Annotated in this window: 23 protein-coding genes and 1 pseudogene; 18 read left to right on the top strand and 6 right to left on the bottom strand. The window is 69.8% G+C overall.

From position 1 onward, the window contains the following. Positions 1-35 precede the first annotated feature (35 nt). Positions 36-1,214: a lycopene cyclase domain-containing protein gene (locus HUG10_RS09245; protein WP_179169301.1), complete on the top strand. Its 1,179-nt coding sequence runs from the start codon at positions 36-38 to the stop codon at positions 1,212-1,214. 410 nt (positions 1,215-1,624) lie between these two features. Here HUG10_RS09245 and ilvD read toward each other — a convergent pair whose 3' ends face one another. Continuing rightward, positions 1,625-3,400 carry a dihydroxy-acid dehydratase gene (ilvD, locus tag HUG10_RS09250; protein WP_179169302.1) on the bottom strand — a complete coding sequence of 592 codons (1,776 nt, stop codon included), beginning with the start codon at positions 3,398-3,400 and terminating at the stop codon, positions 1,625-1,627. A 535-nt stretch (positions 3,401-3,935) separates the two neighbouring features. Here ilvD and HUG10_RS09255 point away from each other — a divergent pair. The 8 genes from HUG10_RS09255 to HUG10_RS09290 all read left to right on the top strand — a co-directional run bounded on the left by HUG10_RS09255 (position 3,936) and on the right by HUG10_RS09290 (position 10,272). Continuing rightward, complete coding sequence (locus HUG10_RS09255) at positions 3,936-4,328, top strand: DUF5778 family protein (protein WP_179169303.1); 393 nt, start codon at positions 3,936-3,938, stop codon at positions 4,326-4,328. Positions 4,329-4,412: 84 nt separating this feature from the next. After that, positions 4,413-5,483, top strand: a complete 1,071-nt coding sequence (gene ahbB, locus HUG10_RS09260) for a siroheme decarboxylase subunit beta (protein ID WP_179169304.1) — start codon at positions 4,413-4,415, stop codon at positions 5,481-5,483. A 217-nt stretch (positions 5,484-5,700) separates the two neighbouring features. Beyond that, on the top strand, positions 5,701-6,342 hold the full coding sequence (locus HUG10_RS09265; protein WP_179169305.1) for a precorrin-2 dehydrogenase/sirohydrochlorin ferrochelatase family protein: 642 nt from the start codon (positions 5,701-5,703) through the stop codon (positions 6,340-6,342). Beyond that, positions 6,335-7,648 (top strand): glutamyl-tRNA reductase, encoded by a 1,314-nt coding sequence (gene hemA, locus HUG10_RS09270; RefSeq protein ID WP_179169306.1) that lies wholly within the window; start codon positions 6,335-6,337, stop codon positions 7,646-7,648. Before HUG10_RS09265 ends, hemA begins: the two co-directional genes overlap by 8 nt. A 114-nt stretch (positions 7,649-7,762) precedes the next feature. Next, positions 7,763-8,677 (top strand): DUF7260 family protein, encoded by a 915-nt coding sequence (locus tag HUG10_RS09275; protein WP_179169307.1) that lies wholly within the window; start codon positions 7,763-7,765, stop codon positions 8,675-8,677. A gap of 42 nt (positions 8,678-8,719) precedes the next feature. Continuing rightward, complete coding sequence (locus HUG10_RS09280; RefSeq protein ID WP_179169308.1) at positions 8,720-8,998, top strand: 4a-hydroxytetrahydrobiopterin dehydratase; 279 nt, start codon at positions 8,720-8,722, stop codon at positions 8,996-8,998. Between the two features lie 63 nt (positions 8,999-9,061). Continuing rightward, positions 9,062-9,430 (top strand): LWR-salt protein, encoded by a 369-nt coding sequence (lwrS, locus tag HUG10_RS09285; protein ID WP_179169309.1) that lies wholly within the window; start codon positions 9,062-9,064, stop codon positions 9,428-9,430. A gap of 119 nt (positions 9,431-9,549) precedes the next feature. After that, positions 9,550-10,272 (top strand): HAD family hydrolase, encoded by a 723-nt coding sequence (locus HUG10_RS09290; RefSeq protein WP_179169310.1) that lies wholly within the window; start codon positions 9,550-9,552, stop codon positions 10,270-10,272. Positions 10,273-10,320: 48 nt separating this feature from the next. Here HUG10_RS09290 and HUG10_RS09295 read toward each other — a convergent pair whose 3' ends face one another. Then, positions 10,321-11,328 carry a diacylglycerol/lipid kinase family protein gene (locus tag HUG10_RS09295; RefSeq protein WP_179169311.1) on the bottom strand — a complete coding sequence of 336 codons (1,008 nt, stop codon included), beginning with the start codon at positions 11,326-11,328 and terminating at the stop codon, positions 10,321-10,323. 53 nt (positions 11,329-11,381) lie between these two features. Between HUG10_RS09295 and HUG10_RS09300 the strand changes: the two genes are divergently transcribed. Continuing rightward, positions 11,382-12,062: a PHP domain-containing protein gene (locus HUG10_RS09300; protein WP_179169312.1), complete on the top strand. Its 681-nt coding sequence runs from the start codon at positions 11,382-11,384 to the stop codon at positions 12,060-12,062. A 34-nt stretch (positions 12,063-12,096) separates the two neighbouring features. Here the strand turns inward: HUG10_RS09300 and HUG10_RS09305 are convergent, their stop codons facing one another. Further along, positions 12,097-12,510, bottom strand: coding sequence for an Lrp/AsnC family transcriptional regulator (locus tag HUG10_RS09305; protein ID WP_179169313.1), 414 nt, complete (start codon positions 12,508-12,510; stop codon positions 12,097-12,099). Between the two features lie 97 nt (positions 12,511-12,607). Here HUG10_RS09305 and carA point away from each other — a divergent pair, with 97 nt between their 5' ends. The 4 genes and pseudogenes from carA (at position 12,608) to HUG10_RS09325 (ending at position 16,910) form a co-directional block, all read left to right on the top strand. After that, complete coding sequence (gene carA, locus HUG10_RS09310; RefSeq protein ID WP_179169314.1) at positions 12,608-13,672, top strand: glutamine-hydrolyzing carbamoyl-phosphate synthase small subunit; 1,065 nt, start codon at positions 12,608-12,610, stop codon at positions 13,670-13,672. A 235-nt stretch (positions 13,673-13,907) separates the two neighbouring features. Beyond that, positions 13,908-15,704, top strand: a complete 1,797-nt coding sequence (locus HUG10_RS09315; protein ID WP_179169315.1) for a Rieske (2Fe-2S) protein — start codon at positions 13,908-13,910, stop codon at positions 15,702-15,704. 164 nt (positions 15,705-15,868) lie between these two features. Continuing rightward, positions 15,869-16,144 (top strand): annotated as a pseudogene (locus HUG10_RS21765) (ubiquitin-like small modifier protein 1); the annotation flags it as partial. 334 nt (positions 16,145-16,478) lie between these two features. Beyond that, positions 16,479-16,910 carry a hypothetical protein gene (locus tag HUG10_RS09325; protein WP_246310244.1) on the top strand — a complete coding sequence of 144 codons (432 nt, stop codon included), beginning with the start codon at positions 16,479-16,481 and terminating at the stop codon, positions 16,908-16,910. 44 nt (positions 16,911-16,954) lie between these two features. On the opposite strand, the gene HUG10_RS09330 is transcribed toward HUG10_RS09325, so the two are convergent. Further along, complete coding sequence (locus HUG10_RS09330; protein ID WP_179169317.1) at positions 16,955-17,803, bottom strand: hypothetical protein; 849 nt, start codon at positions 17,801-17,803, stop codon at positions 16,955-16,957. Between the two features lie 152 nt (positions 17,804-17,955). Here HUG10_RS09330 and HUG10_RS09335 point away from each other — a divergent pair, with 152 nt between their 5' ends. Then, entirely contained in the window at positions 17,956-18,660 is a 705-nt protein-coding gene (locus HUG10_RS09335; protein ID WP_179169318.1) for an AzlC family ABC transporter permease, read from the top strand. Continuing rightward, positions 18,657-18,992 (top strand): AzlD domain-containing protein, encoded by a 336-nt coding sequence (locus HUG10_RS09340; protein ID WP_179169319.1) that lies wholly within the window; start codon positions 18,657-18,659, stop codon positions 18,990-18,992. Before HUG10_RS09335 ends, HUG10_RS09340 begins: the two co-directional genes overlap by 4 nt. Here HUG10_RS09340 and HUG10_RS09345 read toward each other — a convergent pair. Beyond that, positions 18,989-19,303 carry a hypothetical protein gene (locus tag HUG10_RS09345; RefSeq protein WP_179169320.1) on the bottom strand — a complete coding sequence of 105 codons (315 nt, stop codon included), beginning with the start codon at positions 19,301-19,303 and terminating at the stop codon, positions 18,989-18,991. The genes HUG10_RS09340 and HUG10_RS09345 overlap by 4 nt on opposite strands. Before the next feature lie 341 nt (positions 19,304-19,644). Further along, the gene (locus tag HUG10_RS09350) at positions 19,645-21,573 is read right to left on the bottom strand and encodes an aldehyde ferredoxin oxidoreductase family protein (protein ID WP_179169321.1); all 1,929 of its coding nucleotides are present in this window, start codon (positions 21,571-21,573) and stop codon (positions 19,645-19,647) included. A gap of 145 nt (positions 21,574-21,718) precedes the next feature. Between HUG10_RS09350 and HUG10_RS09355 the strand changes: the two genes are divergently transcribed. Continuing rightward, positions 21,719-22,102 carry a VanZ family protein gene (locus tag HUG10_RS09355; RefSeq protein WP_179169322.1) on the top strand — a complete coding sequence of 128 codons (384 nt, stop codon included), beginning with the start codon at positions 21,719-21,721 and terminating at the stop codon, positions 22,100-22,102. A 37-nt stretch (positions 22,103-22,139) separates the two neighbouring features. Then, the gene (locus tag HUG10_RS09360) at positions 22,140-23,273 is read left to right on the top strand and encodes an archaeosine biosynthesis radical SAM protein RaSEA (protein ID WP_179169323.1); all 1,134 of its coding nucleotides are present in this window, start codon (positions 22,140-22,142) and stop codon (positions 23,271-23,273) included. The last annotated feature ends 46 nt before the right edge of the window (positions 23,274-23,319 follow it).

A 23,319-nucleotide genomic window follows, 5' to 3' on the forward strand; every position in this document is an offset into this window, starting at 1 on the left:
ACCGATTTATTCGCTATGCGCGCGAATTTCCCCCTATGGCAGTCGCCCGTCACGGGAGCGGGCCGACGGCGACCGTCCGCGCGTTCGCCTCCCAGGTCCATCCCGTGTTCATGCTCCCTCCGGTCGCGTCGTCGCTATTCGGCGCTGCGCTCGCGGGCGGCTTCGACCCCGTCATCGCGCTCGTCCACGCCGGGGCGATGTTCTTCGCCGTCTACACCGCCCACGTGAAGGACGGCTACGTCGACTTCTACGGCCGCGGCGAGGACGACGATCACCCGATGACCGAGCGCGGCTGTCGGCTCGGACTCGTCGGCGCCGGCGTCGGCTTCCTCGCCTGCCTCTCCTGGCTGTTCCTCGCGGCCGGCCCGCTGGTCGCGCTCGTCACGCTCCCGACGTGGTTCATCGGCTACTTCCACGCCCCCCAGCTCGACACCAACCCCCTGACCACCACGCTGGGCTACCCGACCGGCATCGCGCTGTGTATCCTCGGCGGCTACGTCGCCCAGACCGACGCCCTCGCACTCCGCCCGCTCGCGCTCGCCGGCGTGTTCCTGCTCACCCTCGCCGGCGTGAAGGTGATCGACGACTCCCAGGACTTCGAGTACGACGCCTCCATCGACAAGCGCACCGTCGCCGTCGTGCTCGGCCGTTCGCGCGCCAGGACGCTCGCGTACGCGCTCCTCGCGGCCGGCCTCTTCGCGGTCGTCCCGCTCGCCGTCGTGGGGATCGTCCCGCCGAGCGCACCCGCGGCGAGCCTCGTCTACGCCGCCGTAGTCGCGGCCGCCTACCCCGCCGACGCGGAGACGGCGACGATGCTCCTCATCCGGGGCGCGTACCTCTTCCTCGCCGGCCTCCTCGTCGCGACCTTCTTCCGCCCGCTCGCTGGCGTGGGACTCCCCGACATCACCGTCCTCGGGCCGTACACCTACCTCGCGACCGAGGTCGTCTTCGGCACGGCCGCGCTCGCGCTGCTCGCCCGGCAGGGGAGGGAGGCGATGTGGCGCGCGGCCCGGACCGTCGCGGTTCTCTACCCCATTGCGTACGTCTGGGACTGGTACACGCTGGAGGTGGGCGTGTTCGCCATCCCGATGCGAACCGGCGTCGAACTCCTGGGGATTCCGCTGGAGGAGCACATCTTCATGGTGGTGGTGCCGGCGCTGGTGCTGGGGATCCACGAGACGCTGCACGGGACTTCCGAGACGTCGCGAAGGTGAGTCAGCCGGCTGGCGCGCGTGACGGCGAGCGAAGCGAGCAGACGCGCGCGAGGGACGAGCACCGCAGGCCAAAGGTCAAGGAGCGCAGGAGGCTGGGGATGGTGAGGGACTGTGCGGTTACGGTCGGGTGGGACTCAAAGGGGCCGCGGCTCTCGGGGAAGCTCTCGTGAGCGCAGCGAACGAGAGTTCGGAAGTCGAGCGGAGCGAGTCTTCCGTAAGCGCGGACCGACAAGCACCGCAGGAGCGAGCACAGAGAGCGACGAGGAGCGCGGCAGCCGCACCGAGTCCAGCGACGCGGGGGCTTTCGAGGCGGTCGAAGCTACGACCGAACTGACACAGACGCCGACAATTGCGGAAGAGTTCGAGGTATCCGGAGAACCCCGAACGAACCGGGTCAACGACCTCCCGAATCAGTCTAGCTTCGCCTTCGGGTTCGTCACCGCGCCGTTGGCCGCGCTGCCGAAGTCACGGGCGTACTTCGCCAGCACGCCGCCCGTATAGGCCGGCTCGCGGGGCTCCCACGCGTCCCCGCGGCGCTCGAGTTCGTCGTCGTCCACGTCCACCGAGAGCTCCCGGTTCGGGATGTCCACGGTCACCTCGTCGCCGTCCTCCACCAGGGCGATCGGACCGCCGTCGGCCGCCTCGGGCGCGACGTGGCCGACCATCGGCCCCCGCGTCGCGCCGGAGAAGCGACCGTCGGTGAGCAGCGCCACGTCGTCCTCGTGACCCGCGCCGACGACCGCCGCCGTCACGCCGAGCATCTCGCGCATCCCCGGGCCGCCGCGCGGACCCTCGTTGCGGATGACGAGCACGTCGCCCGACTCGATGTCGCCCGACTGGACGTACTCCATCGCGGACTCCTCGTCCTCGAACACGCGGGCCGGCCCCTCGTGGTGGAACGCGTCGTCGCCCGTGACCTTCAGCACCGCGCCGTCGGGCGCGAGGTTACCCGTGAGCACCTTGATGGCGCCCTCCTCCTGGTACGGCTCGTCGACGGTGTAGAGGAAGTCCGCCTCGATGGAGTCGTCGTCGGGGAGCGTCCCGCGCTCCTCGAGGTGGGCCAGTTCCTCGGCGATCGTGCGGCCGGTCACGGTCATCGCGTCGCCGTGGAGGTAGCCGCCCGCGAGCAGGCGGCGCATGACGACCGGGACGCCGCCGACCTCGTGGAGGTCGAGCATGACGCGCGTGCCGCCGGGCTGGAGGTTCGCGATCTTGGGGGTGCGCCGGGAGATCTCGTCAAACTCCTCGATGGAGAGGTCCACGTCCGCCTCGGCTGCCAGCGCGAGCAGGTGGAGCACGGCGTTGGTCGAGCCGCCCATCGCCACCTGCACGGCGATGGCGTTCTCGAACGACTCGCGGGAGATGATGTCGGACGGCCGCCGGTCGGCCTCGACGCACTCCAGCGCCAGTTCGCCGGCGCGGCGGGCCACGTCGAGCCGTTCGTCCGACTCGGCCGGCGGCGAGGCCGAACCGAGCGGCGCCAGTCCCAGGGCCTCGGAGATGGAGGCCATCGTGTTCGCGGTGAACATCCCGCCACAGGAGCCCGCGCCGGGGCAGGCGTGGCGCTCCAGGTCGTCGAGTTCGTCGGCGCTCATCTCGCCCTCCGCGTAGGTGCCGACGCCCTCGAAGACGTTCTGGACGGTGACGTCCCGGCCCTCGTGTTCGCCGGGCATGATGGAGCCGCCGTAGAGGAAGACCGAGGGGAGGTCGGTACGGATCGAGGCCATCATCATCCCGGGGAGGTTCTTGTCACAGCCGGCGATCGTCACGAGGGCGTCCATGCGCTCGCCGAAGGAGACGAGTTCGACGGAGTCGGCGATGACCTCGCGCGAGATGAGGCTGGCCTTCATCCCCTCGGTCCCCATCGAGATGGCGTCCGAGATGGTGACGGTGCCGAACTCGATAGGCATCCCGCCGGCGTTCTCGATGCCCTCGCGCGCGGACTCCGCGACGTCGTCGAGGTGGACGTTGCACGGCGTGATGTCGGCGGCGGGGTTCGGGATGCCGATCATCGGCGAGGAGAGGTCCCGGTCGTCGTAGCCCATCGCGCGGAACATCGCGCGGTGCGGGGCGCGCTCGGCCCCGGCCGTGACGTCGTGGCTCGGGAGGTCCTCGGACTTCTCGCCCGCGAACCGCTCTTCGTCCGCTGCGTCCGCGTCGCGATTCCGGCGTTGCTGGTTGCTCATGAGGTCTCGTTGGGACGGACCCGCATAAAGCGTCGCCCACGGACAGTTCTTACTGCTGGTTCGATGGGTAATTGTTTTCGGCGTAGGGTGACGTCGGATTGATCGGCCCCCTGTCAGGTACGACGGCCACTCGGAACGCCCCCACCAGTCGGAAGCTGGCCGAGCTACACGGTCCGACTACCGAACATGTACGCCGTGGGTAGTCCATCCCACTATTCGCCGGCCGACGGTCAGGGGGATGCGGCGGGCGCCACGCGAGCGACCGGAGGGAGCGAGCCGCGCCCGCCGGGGAGGCGTGGGGACCACCACGACGCACGACCGACCGTCCAACGGGGAGGGACTGGAAGGAGCCGTTGGCACGCGAAGCTCGGGAACTCAAGCACTAGAGCGTCGCGTTCTTGGCGTACCCGTCAGGGGATTTCGAGCTGTCAGCGTTGCCAGCGGGGTGAACTCAACGGCTGGTCCGGATACCGAACGAAACCCCGAATCGGGGAATCGCCAGCCGTAAATCCTCAACGCCCAGAAGAACGGGACAATGACCGAGACGCTCGATCACGACCTGTACGAGCGGACGAAGGCGCTCCTCGAACCCGGCGACATTGAACTCGAGGGCGTCATCGTCCACACCGACCTGGGGAGCGAGGACGACCTCGAGATGCACGAACTCACCGTCGACCTCAACGAGGTCATCGCGGAGCACGCCGGGAAGGGCGAGACGTACATCTACGCCGGCAACGACGACACTGACTTCTCCTCGAACCAGTTCCAGGGGCTCACCCTGGAGGACGAGGAGTTCGTCTGGGAGTGCCAGCAACTGCTCCGCGAGGGCACCTTCGACATCGTGTTCTACTTCGAAGCCTCGGCCGACACCGACGCCATCGCGGCCGACGTCGAGGAGCTCGGCCACCGCGCGACGGTCGTTCGCTGAGCCAACGCCCGACGTGTTCCCAACTCCCTGGCGTGGACGACCGGGAGCGCGACGCTTATCCCCCGCCCGTTCCGAATCGTGGACATGAACCAGGTCGAGTCCGACGCCGACCTCTCGACGCTCGACCGCGCCGTCGTCAACGCCTTCCAGGGCGGCTTCCCGGTCGTCGAACGGCCGTGGGAGCCCGCCGCCGCGGCGCTGCGGGACCGCGGCGTCGACGTGACCGGTCCGGAGCTGCTGGCGGCCGTGCAGGACCTCGACGAGCGCGGCGTCCTCTCCCGGTTCGGCGCGCTCGTGAACGCCGAGGAGATCGGCGGCACCGCGACGCTCGTCGCCATGCACGCGCCCCCAGAGCGGTTCGATGAGGTCGCCGAGATCGTGAACGGCTACCGCGAGGTCGCACACAACTACGAGCGCAAGCACCCGCATCTCAACATGTGGTTCGTGCTCAGCGTGGCCGAGGAGTCCCGGGTGGAGGAGGTGCTCGCCGACATCGAGGCCGACACCGGCCAGGAGACGTACAACCTCCCCAAGATCCGTGAGTTCCACGTCGGCGCGAAGTTCCTGCTCGACGGCCCCGTTTCGGACGGCGACCTCGACCTCTCCGACCTCGGGCCGGACGTGGCGCCCACGGACAGCCGAACGATCACTCCCGACGAGCGCGACCTCGTCGTGGAGATCCAGGGCGGCCTGCCGATCACCGAGACGCCCTACGCCGACGTCGCCGCCGAACTCGGCCAGCCGACCGAGTGGGTCGTCGGGACGATCAAGCGGTTCGAGCGGGAGGGGAAGGTGCGCCGCGTCGGCGTCATCCCGAACCACTACGCGCTCGGCTACACCGAGAACGGCATGACCGTTTGGGACGTGCCCGACGACGTGCTGGCGGACGTCGGCGAGGCGGTCGCCTCGCTCGGCTTCGTCACCCACTGCTACCACCGACCGCGCCACGAGGGCGTCTGGCCGTACAACTTCTTCGCGATGACCCACGGCAGGGACGAGGCCGAGAGCGAGCGCCGGGTCGAGCAGGTACGCGAGACGATGACCGACCACTGGGACGTGGACGAGGACGACTGGGACACGCTGTTCTCGACGCGCATCCTGAAGAAGACCGGAATCCGGCTGGAAGAGCGCGCGGACGCCCACACACGCGAGTGATTTCGATGGGTTCGGCGAACCGTCGGTTCAGTGAGGTTCGCCGCCTCCAACGAGTGGAACGGCTCGAAAGTCCCACCCGGCCACGACCTCCCCAGCCGATTCGCTCGGTCGGCTCCCTCGGGTCGCCTCTCTCACTCATCCCTCGCGCGACGTCGGCCGCGCACGAGGCGCGGCCGCCGCGCGCCACACCGGCTGGTCTCCAGACGAGGCGATACCGATGATCCCCCTGTTCCACGACTTCACGGACGAGACCGTCCTCGTCTTCGGCGGCGGCCGGGTCGGCGCCCGGAAGGCCCGCCGGTTCGCACGCGAGGCGCGGACCGTGGTCGTGAGCCCCGAGTTCGCCGACGCGGACTTCGGCGACGCGGAACTGGTGCGCGCGGCGCCGACGCCCGGAGACGCGGGCGAGTTCGTCGCGGACCTCCGCCCGGCGCTCGTCGTCGCCGCGACCGACGACCCGGCCGTCAACGACGCCGCCGAATCCGCGGCCAGGGAGGTGGGCTCGCTGGTGAACCGGGCGGACCGGGCCGGCGGCCGGGACGCGGGCAGCGTCGTGGTGCCGGCGACCGTCCGTGAGGATCCCGTCGTCGCCGCGCTCGCGACCGGCGGCACCGCACCGGCGCTCTCGCGGTACCTCCGGGAGCGGCTCGAAGACGAACTGGCGGACGCCGGGGCGATGGCGGAGCTGGTGGCCGAACTCCGGGCCGAACTGAAGGCGACGGACGTGCCGGAAGCGGACCGCCACGAGGCGATTCGGGCGGTCGTGGAGTCGCCGAAGGTTTGGAAGGGTTTACAAGATGGCACCGCCAACGCTCTTCAAGAGGCAGAACGGGTAATGCAGGAGGTACTCGATGACTGAGGCCGGCGTCATTCGCGGTATCAGCGTCAGCCACTCGAACGCCGACATCGATGAGATCGAGTCGGTCGGCGGCGGCCCCGTCCGCGAGGTCGTCTCGGACCTGCTCGGCCGCGACGGGGTCTCGGAGGCGTTCGCCATCCGGACCTGCAACCGGGTGGAGGCGTACGTCGTCGCCAACGACGCGTCGACCGGCGGCCGCGTCCTGGAGGACTTCGCGCCGGAGATCCGCGACGATGCGGTCGTCCACCTCGACCACGAGGCGGCGCTCCGGCACCTGATGCGCGTCGCCGCCGGACTGGAGTCGCTCGTGCTCGGCGAGGACCAGATCCTCGGGCAGCTGAAGCGTTCCGTCGCCGAGTCCCGCCGGGCGGGCGGCGTCGGATCGATGCTCGACGACGTGCTCACGAAGGCGATCCACGTCGGCGAGCGCGCCCGCACCGAGACGGCGATCAACGAGGGCTCGCTGTCGCTCGGCTCGGCGGCGGTCGACCTCGCGGCGCGGGAGACCGACCTCGCGGGCGCCACCGCGGCCGTGCTCGGCGCCGGCGAGATGGGGACGCTCGCGGCGCGCGCGCTCGCCGACGGCGGCGTCGAGAAGGTCGTCGTCGCCAACCGGACCGTCCCGCACGCGACCCACGTCGCGGCCGAACTCGACGTGCCGGCCGAGGCCGTGGGGTTGGACGACGCCCCCGAGGCGGCCCGCGAGGCGGATGTACTCATCGCGGCCACGGGCGCGGACGGCCCGGTCCTCGGCGCGGCGGAACTGGCCGCAGCGGGGGAGACGGTGTGTATCGACCTCGGCCAGCCGCGCGACATCAACCCCGCGGCGGCGACCGACGACGTGGCGGTCCACGACCTCGACGACCTCGAGGCCGTGACTGCCGAGACGCGCGCGTACCGCCGCGCCGAGGCCCAGGAGGTTGAGGCGATGATCGACGCCGAACTCGACCGGCTGCTCGCGTCGTTCAAGCGCAAGCGCGCCGACGAGGCCATCTCGGCGATGTACGAGGGTGCCGAGCGCACGAAGGAGCGCGAACTGGAACGGGCGCTCACGAAACTCGAGGCCCAGGGAGAACTCACGGACGAGCAGCGCGACACCGTCAGGGCCCTCGCGGACGCGCTCGTCGGTCAACTCCTCGCCGCCCCCACGAAGAGCCTCCGCGAGGCCGCGCTCGAGGACGACTGGGACACCATCCACACCGCGATGCGCCTGTTCGACCCCCAGTTCGACGCGGTCGGAGTGGAGCCGAGCGAGGACGCGAGCGGCCCGCCGGAGCGCGTCCGCGAACGGCTCTCGGACGACTGAGCTCCCCGGATCCTCCCGTCGACCCGTCGGCGACGATCGGTCTGCGCTCGGATTTTTGACCTGTTCTCCCGCGCGGGGAAAACAGTGATGTGTGATGCCGTCGCACGTCTGTGCATGAACAACGCGGGTGGCGGCGTCGGCAGGCTCTCCACCTCCTCCGTCGAGGAGAGCGTGGAGTCCGCCTGTTTCGCCGCCCAGTGTGGGAACCCCGACCTCGCCGCGGCAGTGGCGGTGCTGTGTCTCACTGCCGTCTTCCTCCTGCTCTCGGGCGTCGTCCTCGACAGGCTGATGGACGCACGCGAGGCCGTCGAGACGGAGCGAACCCGGACGCGCGCCGAGCGGGACGCCTTCGACCAGTTCCGACAGCGCGTCGCGAAACTCGACTCGACCGAGCCGCGCCCGCCCGACCCGACGCCCGGCGGAGGGGGGGTGATGGCCCTGGCCGGCGGCTCGGTCGCCGACGACACGGCCCTGACGGACGCCCGGCGCGCCTACCGCGAGACGGTGATGTCGACGGCCCACTACGAGGAGGAGTACGACGAGACGCTCGGGGAGAACGTGGCCGAGGAGTTCTCCGAGACCGTCGCCAGCGCGCTCGCGAACGGCGAGACGCTCACGCCGCAGCTACACTCGGCGCTCGCAACCGGCGCCGACCGCGCGCGGAGCGAACGGGACGAGCTCCTCGCCGCCCTCGACCGCGAGGAGGCGACGCTCGAGGCGGCGACTGAGGCGCTCGAACCCGCCGCGTCGGCCGCGGAGGGGATCCGAGAGTCGGACCTCGACCGGTCGACCTACGCCGACCTCATCGCGGACTTCGAGCGCGCGGAGTGGCACGAACGGGAGGTGGAGTCGCTGCTCGCGGACCGGCAGACGGCCGTCCACGAGCGGGAGTCCGAGCGCCCGTACTGGTACGAATACCTGTACGGAAGCCTCCCGTCGCCGTACCCCGTGCTCGCTGCGGGAACCAACACGCTGGCGGCGCTCGCGGAAGCGAAGGACGACCTGGCCGGCGCGGCGAGCAACCGCTGAGCCGGGAAGCGCTTTTCCCGGTCGCGCCCGACACCTCCTCGCATGGCAGACCTGCTCGACGACGACGAGATATCGGACCGGCTGCCCGCCGGCTGGGAGCGGGAGGGAGACGAGATCGTTCGCACCTTCGAGTTCGACTCCTACCTCGAGGGGGTGGGCTTCGCCGCCGGCGCGGGCGGGCTGGCCGAGGAGGCGTTCCACCACCCGGAGCTGACCATCAGCTGGCAGGAGGTCGAGGTACGCCTGACCTCCCACGAGGAGGGCGGCATCACCGATCAGGACGTCGACCTCGCGGAACGGTTCAACGAACTCGCGGACTGATGGCGGGGGAGCGATGACGCGTCGTCGACGGGCGCCCGGAGGCGACGCGGCGGGGGCCGGCTGATGGAGGCGGCGTACGTGTTCCGGGTCCGGTTCACCCTCTCGCCGCGCAGCATCCGGCTCGACCCCGACGAGTTCGAGACCACGGCCAGGGTGCCGGCGCCGACGCCCGGCGAGGAGGGCTGGCTGCTGTTCCGCGATTCCCTCTGGCGGGGCGAGGCCAACGACGCGGACCACGCGCGGAACCTCGTCGAGGATCGGCTCTCCGGGGGCGTGGAGGTGCTGTCCGCGACGTTCCGCGAGTTCGAGACCGACGAGGCGTACCTGGACGCGCTGAAGGAGGAGATGGGGCGGGACCTGGCCGCGTTTCGGGCGGAGTCCGTCACCGAGGCGCTGCACAAGTACTTCGGCTCCTCGATCCACGTTCGGTGAACGCCCGGTGGGCCGTAGTCGCTCGAACTCCGGAGACCGCGGCGAGTTCCGCCCAGCTGCATCCCTGATGAAGTCACGACAAGGTACTTAGTGGAGAACGCCCTACTCATCCCTCCCCGATGGTCCCTGACGCGTACGACTTCTGGCTGTTCGACCTGGACGGAACCGTGGTCGACGCCGACTGGGCGTACACCCGCGAGGTGTTCGACCGGGTCGGCGATAGCCTCGGCCTCGAGTTCACCGACCGCCAGGCCGAGGTGCTCTGGCACGGCCTCGAAGGGTCGCGCGACGTGAAACTCCGCGAGTGGGGAATCGACCCTGCGGAGTTCTGGCCCGCGTTCCACGCCGTCGAGGACCCCCGGACCCGTGCCGAGGCGACGTACCTCCACGAGGACGCCGCACGCCTGCTGGGCTCGCTCCACGAGCGCGAGATCCCGGTCGGCGTCGTCACCCACTGCGCCGAGTTCCTCGCCCAGCCGGTCGTCGAGCACCTCGACCTGACAGACTGGTTTGACGTCTTCCTCGCCTGCTCGGAGGACACGGGCTGGAAACCCGACCCGGCACCCGTCGAGCAGACGATGTCGGCGCTCGGCGTCGACCCGACCACCCAGCGCGGCGTCCTGCTCGGCGACGGCGCGAGCGACGTCGGCGCGGCCTGGAACGCCGGCCTCGACGCGATCCACGTCGAGCGCCACGGCTACACCCGGCGCGGGCGCTGCGTCCGCGCGGACCACCGGGTGACGAGCTTCGACGAACTCCCGCGTGGGAGCGACGTCGACTGGGACGTGCGGGTGGACTCGTCCGGCACGACCGGCCTCGAGGCGGGCGATCTGGGGTCGTAATCCTGCCCAGGTCGCCGGGCCGAGGCTAGGCTACACGCAGTCCCGTTCTCAGGGTCCCAGTACGCCCTCGGAGTCCTCCTCCTCGAAGGTCGGGTTCGGTTCGTACTCCTCGCCGACAGCGAACGTCATCGCCCGCTCGCGCGTGCTGATCTCGACGCGCCGGCGCTCGACCATCTCGCCGTCGAGGGAGAACTGGCGGGACTCGGTCGCGTCGACGACCAGCGACGGGACCGTCAGGCGGGTGAGATACGGGGTGTCCCCCCCGAGGAGACGTTCGATCGCCCCGTTCGCCAGGTAGTCGATCGCGGGCGCGTGTTCGACGACGAGGACGTCCAGTTTCCCGTCCTCCATGTGCGCCTGCTGGCCGGGGAACCGCCGGGCGTTCCCCGCCAGCAGCACGACGGCCTCGCCCGACCAGATCGGGTCGCCCTGGGGTCCGGCACGGATGTCGAGTTCCACGCCGTCGAACTCCCGCGTCTGCTGGAGCGTGGTGAGGACGTAGGCGAGGGCGCCGACGCGCTTCTTCAGTTCCGGCTCGGTCTCCGCGCTGGCCTCAGCCGTCAGCCCGCAGACGCAGGAGTTCAGGAACGGGCGGGGGCCGTCCGCGAAGGGGTCGTCATCGTCGGACCCATCGGTCGGTGTGGACCCGCCCCCGTCGACGGCGTCGTCCCCGTCACGGGGATCGTCGACCATCCCGACGTCGAGTCGTCTGGCCTCGCCGTCCTCGAGCACGTCGAAGGCGTGCGGGACGTCGCGAATGCCGACGTTGTCGGCGAAGCCGTTCCCGGTGCCGGCGGGGACGACCCCGAGAGTGACCTCCCCCAGCCGTCCCGCCCGGTCGACACCCCGGACCACGCCGTTGAGCGTGCCGTCGCCCCCGCAGGCCACGATGACCTCGGCGCCGTCGGCGGCCGCCTCGCGCGCGAGCCTGATATCGTCCCCCTCCTCCTCCGTGTTACGGATCTCGAACCCACGGTCGCGGGCGATTCCGGCCGCCTGGACGCTTCGCTTCTGGTTTCCACTCACCGGATTCCGAACGAGGACACGCCGCTCCATGCGTCCCCTTGCCGCCCACAACTGCAAAGCCGTGTCGGCACCACGTGTCACCCGTGCCCGAGTTCGCCGTCGACCTGCACAACCACAGTCGCTTCTTCCACGGCTTCACGGGACGCCCGACGCCATACGACCCGGTCGGACTTCGGCTCCACGCGCTCGCCGCCCGGGCGCGGGGACTCGACGGGCTCGCCGTGACGAACCACGACTACGCGTACACCGGGAACGTCGGCCTGCCCGCCGTCCCGGGGATCGAGGTGTCGACGACCCGGGGGCACGTCGTCGTGGTCGGACCGGACCCGCCCAGACGGACGACCCCGGGGGAGCTGACGCCCGTGGAACTCGTCGACCGCGCCCACGAGCGCGGCTGTGCGGCCATCCTCGCGCATCCGTTCCGGAAGGGCACCGCGCGCGACTCGGACGCCGACTTCGACGCGGTGGAACTGAACGGGAAGAACCCCGAACACGACGTCAGGACGATGCAGCTGGCCGACCGGCGGGGGCTCCCCGTCGTCGGCGGGAGCGACGCCCACTACCCGATCGAGGTCGGGCGGGCGTACACGACCGTCGAGGCGGACAGCCTCGCGCCGGCCGACGTGGCCGACGCCATCCGCGCGGGCCGCGTCTCGCCCGTCTCGAACCTGGGCAGGTTCCACCAGGTCATCGATTACGGGTACAACGCAGTCCACCGGGGGCGGCGGTGGCTCCGATCCCGCCGGACCGACGCTATGGAGTGACGTGCGCGTCGGGCGCCGCGACGTCCGGGTCCCGTCAGCCGAGCCGTTCGTCCAGGATCAGTCGGGTCTTCGTCCCCTCGACCTCCGGCAGTTCGCGCGAGCGGGTGATGAGTTCGTTCACCGCGCGGGTGTCCACGCAGTCCACGATGAGCACGATGTCCTCCTCGCCGGACACCTGCCAGACGAAGTCGACCTCCTCCCAGTCGGCGAGCGTCTCGGACACCTCGCTGGTGTTGACGTTCATGTCGACGCTGATCTCGACCATCGCCTTCACGTTCCCCGTGCGCGTGGTGACGGTGAACCGCTCGATGATGCCGTCCGCGCTCATCCGGTCGACCCGGTTGCGCACGGTCCCCTCGCTGGTGCCCACGCGGTCGGCGATCTCGGTGTAGGGGGTCCGTGCGTCCCGTCGGAGGATGTTCAGGATGCGGCGATCGAGGTCGTCCATACACGGGCGTGACGCTCCGGGACCTTACCGATTACGAAATTCGTAATTGAGCTTCGAACGACGCACTTATTGTGGCGGAATCCATACGCATCTCGTAATGGCGGACGCCTACGTCGCGCTGGAGGACGGACGTGTGTTCGAAGCACGCGCCCGTTCGTCCGGCCGCACACGTGGTGAACTGGTGTTCACGACCGCGTACACGGGGTACGAGGAGTCGCTGACGGACCCCTCCTACGAGGAGCAGGTCCTCACGTTCTCCTACCCCCTGATCGGGAACTACGGCGTCCGAGACGAGCGATTCGAGTCCGATCGCGTCCACCCGCGTGCGGCAATCGCCCGCGAGCTGACCGACAACGTCGCCGAGTGGCTCGACGCGGAGGACGTCCCGGCGGTGGACCACCTCGATACCCGCGAACTCGTCACGTCCGTCCGCGAGGAGGGCGCGATGAAGTGCGGCATCGCGGCCGGCCCGGACGCGACCCCCGAGGACGCCCGCGAGGAACTCGCCGAGTGCAAGGGGATGAGCGAGCACACGGAGATCGGCGCGCAGGTCTCGACGACCGAGCCCTACACCGTCACGGGCGGCGGCGAGTACGACGTCGCGCTGCTGGACTGCGGCGCGAAGGGCTCCATCGCCTCCTCGCTCGCGGAGCGCGGCGCCGACGTGCACGTCCTCCCGTACGACGCCGACCCGGCGGACGTGGCCGACCTCGACCCGGACGTGCTATTCGTCTCGAACGGGCCGGGCGACCCGGCGAACTTCGGCGAGACGCAGGCGCTCGTCGAGGAGTTCACGGGCGAGGTGCCGCTGGCCGGCATCTGTCTCGGCCAGCAGATCATCGCCCGCGCGTTCGACGGCGACACGGAGAAGATGCCGTTCGGCCACCGCGGCGTGAACCAGCCGGTGCGGGACCTCGACTCAGGGAAGGTCGTGATGACGACACAGAACCACGGCTACTCGGTCGCCGACCCCGGCATGCTGGAGGTCACCCAGGTGAACGTCAACGACGACACCGCCGAGGGTCTCGCGAGCGAGGAGTACGACGTGGTCACCCGGCAGTACCACCCCGAGGCGAACCCCGGCCCGCACGACTCGCTCGACTTCTTCGACGAGGTGATCGCGCTGGCGAACTCGTCGCGCTCGCCGGTCGTGGCTGACTAAGAACCTCTTTTGCGGGGGTCCTCCTCACGCGGGCGGCGGGAGGCCGCCCGCGTTCGTCGAACCCCCACAAAACCCGTTCATGCCACAATGCCGCGAGCCACGGTCGGCGTGGCTTCGCCACGCCTTCCTCGCTCGCGGTCGGAACCCCGGTGCAACAGCGGCGCAAACGCCTCTATAAAATTACAGAAGTGACCTTCCGGGAACGTTCATGGGTCGGCCTGTCGTATGGTACTCCATGGCAGACGCCTTCCACGAGGCCGTACCGCTCGACGAACTGAAGGAGGACGGACGGGCGCTGATGCAGGCCGAGGGCACGCCCATCGCGCTGTTCTACCACGAGGGCGAGGTCCGCGCGGTCAACAACCGCTGTCCCCACATGGGGTTCCCGCTCACCGAAGGGAGCGTCGACGAGGGCGTGCTGACGTGCCACTGGCACCACGCCCGGTTCGAACTCTCCTGTGGCGACACGTTCGACCCGTGGGCCGACGACGTCGACACCTACCCGACCGAGATCCGGGACGGGGTGGTGTACGTGAACCCCGAACCGACGCGATCTGAGCCGCCGGCGGTCCACTGGCGCGGACGACTGGAGGACGGACTCGAACAGAACCTGAGCCTCGTGCTCGCCAAGTCGGCCGTCGCGCTCCAGGACGCCGGCGTCGACCCGGCCGAGAGCGTCGAGACCGGCGTGTTGTTCGGCACGCGCTACCGCGAGGGCGGGTGGGGACCGGGGCTCACCATCCTCGTCGCGCTGGCGAACCGGCTCCCGGACCTCGCCGACGATGACCGCAAGCGCGCGCTGTTCCACGGGCTCACGGAGGTGGCGAACGACTGCGCGAACGAGCCCCCGAAGTTCGACCAGGAGGAGTTCGAGGCCCGTGACGTCCCGTTCTCGCGGCTGAAGTCCTGGTTCCGCGAGAACGTCGAGGTCCGCGACGCCGACGGCGCCGAGCGCGTCCTCCGCACTGCGGTCGCCGAGGGCTGTGACGAGGCCCAGCTCACGGAACTGCTCGTCTCGGCCGCGACCGACCACCGCTACCTCGACACCGGGCACGCCTTCGACTTCCTGAACAAGGCGACCGAGGCGCTCGACCTGATCGGCTGGAACCACGAGCACGCCGACGACGTGCTCGCCTCCCTGGTCCGCGGGCTGGCGAACGCGAACCGGGCAGAGGAGCGCTCCTCGTGGCGCCAGCCGGTGGACCTCGCGGCGATGTGCGAGGACTCGTTCGGCCGCCTCGACGACCTCGTCGCGGAGGGGGAGGGGGAGTCGTGGGACGCCCCCGACGACCTCACCGAGCGCCTCCACTCGGCGGACCCGGAGGTCGTCTTCGACGCGCTCGAATCGGCGATCCGCGAGGGGGCCACCGTCGAGGAACTGGCCGGCGCCGTGACCCACGCGGCGGGCAAGCGCGTCGCGCAGTTCTCGACGGGCAACGAGTTCAACGACTGGAACACGGTCCACCACACGTTCACGTTCGCGAACGCGGTCCACCGCGCCGCGGAGCGGACCGACGCGACGGAACTCTACCGGGGAGTGTTCGACGCCGCCGTGAACGTCTATCTCGACCGGTTCCTCAACACCCCGCCGGCGCCCGAGCCGTCGGTCGAACCCGACGCGGACCCCGAGGAGGCGCTCGAACAGCTGTTGCTCTGCTTCGAGCAGCAGGGCGAGGTGAACGCCGCGGGCGCCCACGCCGCGCACTTCCTCGACGGCGGCGGCGACCCGACGGAGCTGAAAGCCGAACTGGGACATGCGTTGCTGCGCGAGGACGCGGGCTTTCACACGTTCCAGGCGTACGAGGCGGCGTGTCGGCAGTTCGACCACCGATACGACGACGGTGCCGGTGCGGTGTCCCCGGAGGCCCGCGACGTGCTCGTCGCCGCCGCGCGCTACATGGCCGCCCACTTCCCGACACGCCGCGAGCGCGAGCAGACGTTCAGCATCGCGGCGCGGTTGCTCCGGGGCGAGAAATTGCACGGCGAGGAGTCGGAGGCCGACCCCGACGTGGAGGCGACCGCCGACGATTAGGACGAACCCCGGTTTGTGGGCCCGCTTCGCGCAAGTCGACAGCCGCGGGGGCTTCCAGGGCGTTCGATGGCGCGACCTGAAAGATACCCGTGCCGACTAAACAGCGGAATCCAACACATAGACGCAGTACATCTTTTTAGCCGCCCGCACCCACCCACAATCGAATGCAACTCACGCTGAAGTTCTTCGCCACCTTCCGGGAGGCCGTCGGCTCGAAGTTCGCCGAGCGCGAGGTCCCCGAGGGGGCGACCGTGGGTGACGTGCTCACCGAGCTGGAGGCCGAGTACGAGGGGCTCGCCGGCGAACTCATCGAGGACGGTGACCTGCGCCCGCAGATCAACGTCCTGCTTGACGGGCGCGAGGTGCTCCACATGGAGGGCATCGACACGACGCTCTCCGACGGCGACACGCTCGCCATCTTCCCGCCCGTCGCCGGCGGCGCCGACTGCACGAACGCGGGATCCGACGAGCCGACCGCGGATCGCGACGGTTCGAACACGGGTTCCGCCGAGCGCGTCGAGTCCTATCGGGGGATCTCCCGCCGCCTCGCCGTCCGCTACCTCCGCAACCTCGGCGGCGAGACGGACCGCCCGGACGAGGAGGCCACCACGGTGACGGGCGACGGCTGGCGGGCCGAACTCAGCGCGGAGAAGGTGAAGGCCGGAGGGAGCCTCACCCTCACCGAGGTGACGGTGCGCTTCTCCGGCGACGCGGCCGCGCTCGAGGACCTCGTGCCGGCGTTCGACCAGAAGGCGATGCGCGCCGGCGGGTGAGATGAGCAACCATGGAGGGGCTTCGGACGAACGGGAGGAGTCGAACGACGGGGGAGGATCGACCGACGACGAACCGGTCGAGCACCCAATCGACGGGAACGCGGTCGTGCTCGCGACCGCCAAGGCGAGCGTCGGCCCGGGGCGAATGCGTGACCTGCTCGTCGCGGCCGCGAGCCACCTCGCCGACCGGCGCGAGGCGTACCGGCGACGCTACGAGGTCGTCCACGATGACGACGAGACGCTCGTGTTTCTCGTACCCGAGGGCCACTGGGCCGACCTCGGCGCGGAACTGGGAACCACGGACCGCGAGGCGGACGCGCTCCGGCGGGCACACGAGGAACACCTCCGTCGACTCGGCTCCGTCCACGACCGACGCGAGGAGTTCGAGCACGCGCTCGGAATCCGCGAAGCCGTCGTCATCACGACCGACTGACTACCACTGTTCCCGTCTCGTTCCTCCCCTCTTCTTCCTACCCATCACCTCACCCGACGACGGCCGTGACGCCCCGCTCCACGGACGGGTGGACGTAGCCGGACACGAACGCGAGACAGAAGCCGAGCAGGTGGGTGTAGAGGTTCACCACCGCGCCGTCCCCGGTCGGGGCGGGGGGGGAACGCGACGAACGGGAACGCCACGACGAGCACGACCCCGACAACGGCGAGTTCCGCGAACCCGGGTTCGCGGAGTCGACCGAGGCGGGTGCCCACCTCGCTGCCCGCGTCCCGATCGATCGTCCGAAGGAGATGCCAGCCGTAAGCGACGGCGATCACGGCGGAGACGCCCGCCACGGCGAGCGTCGTCGCCGTTCGGGGGGCCACCGCGAGCGAGATGAGCGCGAGTTCGACGAAGAACAGCATAGCGGCGTCGTCCCACGAGAGCGGTAGCGAGAGGGAGGTCCGTCCGTAGTTGAACAGTTCGAGCGCGAGCAGGCCGAGACAGCCCATGGCGACGCCCGAGAAGCCGAAGCCGACCCGCGGGCGGACGAACAGGAGGTTCAGCCAGGAGAGGGAGAACGGGACCGCGACGAGCACCGCGATGAAGCCGATCCGGAACCGGGTCCGCCGTCCACCGAGCACCGCGAGCGCGTAGGCGGTCGGGACGAGCAGCAGGTAGCTCGCGAGGTTCACGAGCAGGTGTTCCGGGCCGAGGTGGACGGAGTGGGAGGCGTAGGCCGTCAGGAGCGTCGGCTCCTCGTAGGCGAACACGAGCGAGCGCCTCGTCGCCTCCGGAAGGGCGTACACCGCGAGGAGGGCGAGGGGGACCGCGGCGACGAGCAGCAGGTCCCCGACCCGACACTCCGACCGGAGTTCCCGCGGGAAGGACACGGATCGGAGGACGCGGACACCCGTAAAGAACGGTCGGTCCGGGGTATCGGTTCTGAGAACCGACGGAGGTCCTGCGGTGGTCTCCCCTTTGGTCCCGGCCTGGGGCGGGCCGGAACCGACGGCGGTTTCACGTCCGGGGACGCCTCGCCGGTATGGACACGCGACTCGCCGACTTCAGCGCGGGCGTCAGGGACACCCTCCCACTGCTGCTCGGCATCGTTCCCTTCGCGCTCGTCGCCGGCGTCGCGGGCGTCGAGTCCGGGTTGACGCCGCTCCAGACCGTCGGGATGTCCGTCTTCATCTTCGCCGGGGCGTCCCAGCTCGCCGCGATGGACCTGCTCGGCCGCGACGCCGCGCTCGGGGTAGTCGTGCTCACGGCCGTCGTCATCAACCTCCGGATGATGATGTACTCGGCGTCCATCGCCCCCCACTTCCGGGCCCTCTCGACGCGGGTCCGGGCGGGCTGTGCGTACCTGCTCACCGACCAGGCGTACGCGCTCGCCATCGCGCGCTACACCGACGAGGACGAGGACGTTCGCAAGCCGTTCTACTACCTCGGCGTCGGCGCGACCCTCTGGGTCGTCTGGCAGGCGGGCACTGTCGTCGGAGTCGTCTTCGGCGCCGGCGTCCCCGACGCCTGGCGGCTCGAATTCGCCGTGCCGCTCGTGTTCCTCGCGCTGCTCGTGCCCGTCCTCTCGAGTCGGCCGCGGATCGTCGCCGGCCTCGTTGCCGCGGCGGTCGCCGTGCTCGCGGCGGGTCTCCCGTTCAACGCGGGGCTCATCGTCGGCGCGGTCGTCGGCGTCGTCGCCGGAATCGGAGCCAAGCGGCTCGGCCTCGCGGCCGGTGGTGGGGCGTGACGACCAGTTACGGCCCGGCCGCCGTCTGGACGGTCATCCTCCTCGCCGGAATCGCGACGTACGCCATCCGGCTCTCGTTCATCCACCTGTTCGGCCGCATCGAGGGCGTGCCGCCGGCGCTCGAACGCGCGCTGACGTTCGTCCCACCCGCGGTGCTCGCCGCGCTGGTCGCCCCCGACTTCGTGCCCGCCTCGGCGACGCTCGGCGCGCTCGCCGACCCGACGATCGGCGGCGGCGCGACCGCCGTCGTCGCCGCCTGGTACACCGAGGACGTGCTGTGGACGGTGGCCGCCGGGATGGCAGGGCTCCACGTGGCGCGGTTCCTGCTCTAGCTGGTCGGTTCGTCCGCGTCGGTCGCGTTCGATTCCCGGGAGGGCACGCCCTCGGCGATCCCCGCCCGGCGTTCCGCCGCCCTCGCGCGCCGCTCATGTGCGTCCGCGATGCGCTCGTGCGCGGAGACGAACCGGCCGAACAGCACGAGGAGCCGGTAGAACAGCCAGATGAACACGATGACGAGTACGGGGAAGATCCCCAGCAGGACGTTCCCGAGTACCAGGAGGCTGTACGCCACGCCGAGCAGGAGGACGACGCCGAGGAGGACCTTGACGAGACCGGACCGGTCGCCGAGCGGGGACTCGCTCATGGTTTGCTACGCGAAGCAGTGAGTGATAAGGATAGGTGGTTGATGTGTCAAATCCGGCGCCGGAACGCCTCGAGAACCAGCCGGCAGTCACCAGCAGTCGTACCGCGAGCGAGGGAGGCCGAAGGCCGACCGTGGCTCGCGGCGTTTTGGCACTGACGAGCGAAGCTCGTCTTGCGGCCAGAAACCGACGGTTTCTGGCAGCATTACGGGAAATCGAAGATTTGCCGTCAGCAGTCGGATTCCACGGGAATCCGACAGCATGAACGGGTTTTCGCGGGGGTCGACGAGCGAGCGAACGAAGTGAGCGAGCGAGGAGGCCCCCGTGAAAAAGAGGTTCGTGTTTAGTCGTCAGCCGGTGCGGTACCGCTCCCGCCGCTGCTGACGCCCGTGCCGGGGCCGAGGTCGATGCCGAGGTCGTCGAGCTTCTCGTCCGGGACGACGCCGTCGACCCAGCCGCGGTGCTCGTAGTACTCCTCCTTCATCTCAGGGAGCTCGCAGTACTCGCCCTCGCTGGCGCCCTGGCCGGGGATGCCGTCCTCGAGGAAGCGCTCGGGCAGCGAGTCGTCGGCGCCGTCGAAGCCGACGAGGTTGTTGTAGTAGCGCTCCAGGTTGTAGATGCGCTCGCCCGCCTCGATGAGCTCGTCCTCGGTCACGTCGAGGCCGGTCATGCCGTTGTACTGGAGCACGTACTCCTCGATCCCCTCCGCGAAGGCGTTGAACTTGCAGATGTCGAAGCTGTCCGACACCGCGTGGAGGTCCTGGAACGCGGCCGCGAGTTCGCCCTTCCCCTGCCACTCGTACGGGTCGACCTTCTGCGGGATGCCGAGGATCTCGGCGGCCGGCGTGTACGCCCGCAGGTGGCAGGCGCCGCGGTTCGAGGTCGCGTAGCCGATGCCCATCCCCTTCATGCAGCGCGGGTCGTACGCCGGGATGGTCTGGCCCTTGACCGCCAGCGAATTGTCGGCGGCGTGGAAGTTCTCGACGAGGCCGTTCGAGCCCTCCGCGAGCGCGTCCGCGAGGTCGCCGTCGCGGTTCGCGATGTCCTCGATGAGGTCGATCATCGTCTCGGAGTCGCCCCAGTCGAGCCCCTCGCCGAGCTCGTCCAGCTTGCCCTCCTCGGTCATCTCCATCGCCATCGCCATCATGTTCCCCGTCTCGATGGTGTCGAGGCCCATGTCGTTGCACCGCTGGATCATGAGGGCGATCTCGTCGCGGTCGGTGTGTCCGGAGTTCGGGCCGAGCGCGAACGCCGACTCGTACTCGTAGGACTCCGTGCGGACGTTCATGTCCTCGCCCTTGTGGGTCACGTCCACCTCGACCTCCTTCTTGCAGGCGACCGGGCAGGAGTGACACGTCGGCTCGTCGACGAGGATGTTCTCGCGGACGTTCTCGCCGGAGACGCGCTCGGCGTCGATGTCGACGCCCGAGTGGTCGCCGTACGAGCCCGTGGAGGTGTACTTCCCGTTCTTCGTCGGGAGGCCGTCCATCTCCTCGGTGATGTTCATCAGGACGTTCGTCCCGTACAGCGAGAGGCCGCCCTCGTTCGGCCCGGTGACGTCGGACTCGCGGATGACCTCCATCGCCTGCTGGTACCCCTCCTGGAACGTCTCGGGGTCCGCCGGCTTGGGCATCTTCGTACCCGACTTCACGACGACCGCCTTCAGGTTCTTGTTCCCCATCACGCAGCCGGTGCCGCCCCGGCCGGACGCGCGGTCGTCCTCGTTGACGATGCAGGCGTACTTCACCTCGTTCTCACCACCCGGTCCGATGGCCATCACGGAGAGGTTCTTCCCGACCGAGCCGTCGACCTCATCGCCGAGTTCCTCGATCGTGTCGTGAACGCCGTAGCCCCAGATGTGCCGGGCGTCGCGCAGTTCCACTTCGCCGTCCTCCACGACGGCGTACACGGGGTGCTCGCTCTGCCCCTCGAACACGAGGCCGTCGAAGCCGGCCCACTTCAGCCGGGCGCCGGACCAGCCACCGTGGTGGCTGTCCGTGACGGTGTTAGTGAGCGGCGACTTGGTCGTCACCGCGATGCGGCCGCTCATCACGGTCTGGGTGCCGGTGAGCGGGCCGTTCATGAAGCAAAGCCGGTTGTCGGGTCCGAGCGGGTCCACGTCGGGGCCCGCCTCGAACACGTACTTCACGCCGAGGCCGCGCGCGCCGATGTACTTGCGCGCGTCCTCGTCGTCGATACCGTGGTAGGCCACGTCGCCGGAGGAGAGGTCGACGTGACCCACGTTGTCCCTGAAGCCGCCGAGATCGGTCATGGTAACGTACATCCATTAGTAAGGGCTCGAGCGTGTTAGCGGTTGGCAAAGTAACGTAACCGAAGTTCATTACTGATTTGGTCGGCCAAAAACGCCGGAAGCCGGCGACTTTACGCTCGTCGGGGACCCACCTGCAGGCGTGATAGTGTCGGATCGGCGATGGGCGACGTTTGCCGCGGTCACAACCGCGGTCGTCGTCGCCTCGCTCCTCCCCGTTTCCGGCGGCGGCCCCGAGCGGTTCCTCCTCGGCGTCGGCCTCGACAAGTGGGCACACGGCCTGGGCTACGCCGCCGTCTCGCTGACGTTCGCGCGGTCCCGTGGAAGCGCGGCCGCACCGGATCGGCGTGCCCGCTCGACCGGCCCGCTTGGCGTCGTCCTGAGCGCAATCGTCGTCGGTTTCACGGTCGGCGCCGGCGTCGAACTCCTCCAGGCGCCGCTGGCGACGCGGACGGCGTCGGTCGCGGACGCCGGGGCGAACGCCGTGGGTGCCGTCATCGGCGGCGCCGCGTGGCTCGCCGCCCGGCGCTAGCGAAGCCGTTTTCCCCGGGAGGCACCCAGACACGCCAATGAGCAAGCCGAGCCCCGAACCGTCCGAGCGGGGGCGGGGGATGGACGCGCACAACGAGGTGATGCGCGACATCCGGTCCGAGAAGGACGCAACGTACGATCCCCACGAGCCGACCCGGGTGTGGCTCGACGAGGACAACACGCCCGACGGCGTCAAGCGATCGCTGACCATCATCCTCAACACCGGCGGGTGCCGGTGGGCGCGGGCCGGCGGCTGCACGATGTGCGGCTACGTCGCCGAGTCCGTCGAGGGCGGCAGCGTCGCCCACGAGGCGCTGATGGACCAGATCCAGGTCTGTCTCGACCACGAAGCGGAGAACACCGACGAGGGCGAGGGGCCAGCCCCGCTGATCAAGATCTACACCTCCGGGTCGTTCCTCGACGAGCGCGAGGTGCCAGCCGAGACGCGCGAGGCGATCGCCGAGACGTTCGCGGACCGGGAGCGCATCGTCGTCGAGTCGCTCCCCGACTTCGTCTCCGCGGGGAAACTGCGTGACTTCACCGGCCGCGGCCTCGAGACGGACGTCGCCGTTGGCCTGGAGACCACCACGGACCGCGTGCGCCACGACTGCGTGAACAAGTACTTCGACTTCGCGGACTTCGAAGGCGCCTGCGCGGAGGCGGGGAAGGCGTCGGCCTCGGACGGGCGAGCGGGCGACGCCGACGAGGCGGGGGAGGCCAGCGCCGGCGTGAAGGCGTACCTCCTGATGAAGCCGCCGTTCCTCTCGGAGTCCGAGGCGCTGGAGGACATGGTCTCGTCCATCGAGCGCTGCGCGGACGTCGAGAACTGCCACACGGTCTCGATGAACCCCTGCAACGTCCAGCGGTACACGATGGTCGACGAACTCCACTTCCGCGGTGGGTACCGCCCGCCGTGGCTCTGGTCGGTCGCGGAGGTGCTCCGGCGCACCGCCGACGTCGACGCCATCGTCGTCTCCGACCCCGTCGGCCACGGCTCCGACCGCGGCGCCCACAACTGCAAGGAGTGCGACGACCGCGTCCAGACCGCCATCAAGGACTTCGACCTCCGACAGGACCCCTCGGTGTTCGAGCAGGTGTCCTGCGAGTGCGAGCGGACGTGGGAACTCGTCCTCGAGGAGGAGACGGGCTTCGCCCAGCCGCTCACTCGCTGAAGCCGAACCGGTCCTGAAGGGTTCCTCCGTCCGTCACGGACCACTT

Source organism: Halorarum halophilum, from assembly GCF_013401515.1.
Taxonomy (GTDB): Archaea; Halobacteriota; Halobacteria; order Halobacteriales; family Haloferacaceae; genus Halorarum; species Halorarum halophilum.

Bases quoted from the DNA above. Each gene is read 5' to 3' on its own strand.
- HUG10_RS09245 (WP_179169301.1), top strand. From the start codon at position 36: ATGGCAGTCGCCCGTCACGGGAGCGGGCCGACGGCGACCGTCCGCGCG.
- ilvD (WP_179169302.1), bottom strand. From the start codon at position 3,400: ATGAGCAACCAGCAACGCCGGAATCGCGACGCGGACGCAGCGGACGAA.
- HUG10_RS09255 (WP_179169303.1), top strand. From the start codon at position 3,936: ATGACCGAGACGCTCGATCACGACCTGTACGAGCGGACGAAGGCGCTC.
- ahbB (WP_179169304.1), top strand. From the start codon at position 4,413: ATGAACCAGGTCGAGTCCGACGCCGACCTCTCGACGCTCGACCGCGCC.
- HUG10_RS09265 (WP_179169305.1), top strand. From the start codon at position 5,701: ATGATCCCCCTGTTCCACGACTTCACGGACGAGACCGTCCTCGTCTTC.
- hemA (WP_179169306.1), top strand. From the start codon at position 6,335: ATGACTGAGGCCGGCGTCATTCGCGGTATCAGCGTCAGCCACTCGAAC.
- HUG10_RS09275 (WP_179169307.1), top strand. From the start codon at position 7,763: ATGAACAACGCGGGTGGCGGCGTCGGCAGGCTCTCCACCTCCTCCGTC.
- HUG10_RS09280 (WP_179169308.1), top strand. From the start codon at position 8,720: ATGGCAGACCTGCTCGACGACGACGAGATATCGGACCGGCTGCCCGCC.
- lwrS (WP_179169309.1), top strand. From the start codon at position 9,062: ATGGAGGCGGCGTACGTGTTCCGGGTCCGGTTCACCCTCTCGCCGCGC.
- HUG10_RS09290 (WP_179169310.1), top strand. From the start codon at position 9,550: ATGGTCCCTGACGCGTACGACTTCTGGCTGTTCGACCTGGACGGAACC.
- HUG10_RS09295 (WP_179169311.1), bottom strand. From the start codon at position 11,328: ATGGAGCGGCGTGTCCTCGTTCGGAATCCGGTGAGTGGAAACCAGAAG.
- HUG10_RS09305 (WP_179169313.1), bottom strand. From the start codon at position 12,510: ATGGACGACCTCGATCGCCGCATCCTGAACATCCTCCGACGGGACGCA.
- carA (WP_179169314.1), top strand. From the start codon at position 12,608: ATGGCGGACGCCTACGTCGCGCTGGAGGACGGACGTGTGTTCGAAGCA.
- HUG10_RS09315 (WP_179169315.1), top strand. From the start codon at position 13,908: ATGGCAGACGCCTTCCACGAGGCCGTACCGCTCGACGAACTGAAGGAG.
- HUG10_RS09325 (WP_246310244.1), top strand. From the start codon at position 16,479: ATGAGCAACCATGGAGGGGCTTCGGACGAACGGGAGGAGTCGAACGAC.
- HUG10_RS09335 (WP_179169318.1), top strand. From the start codon at position 17,956: ATGGACACGCGACTCGCCGACTTCAGCGCGGGCGTCAGGGACACCCTC.
- HUG10_RS09345 (WP_179169320.1), bottom strand. From the start codon at position 19,303: ATGAGCGAGTCCCCGCTCGGCGACCGGTCCGGTCTCGTCAAGGTCCTC.
- HUG10_RS09350 (WP_179169321.1), bottom strand. From the start codon at position 21,573: ATGACCGATCTCGGCGGCTTCAGGGACAACGTGGGTCACGTCGACCTC.
- HUG10_RS09360 (WP_179169323.1), top strand. From the start codon at position 22,140: ATGAGCAAGCCGAGCCCCGAACCGTCCGAGCGGGGGCGGGGGATGGAC.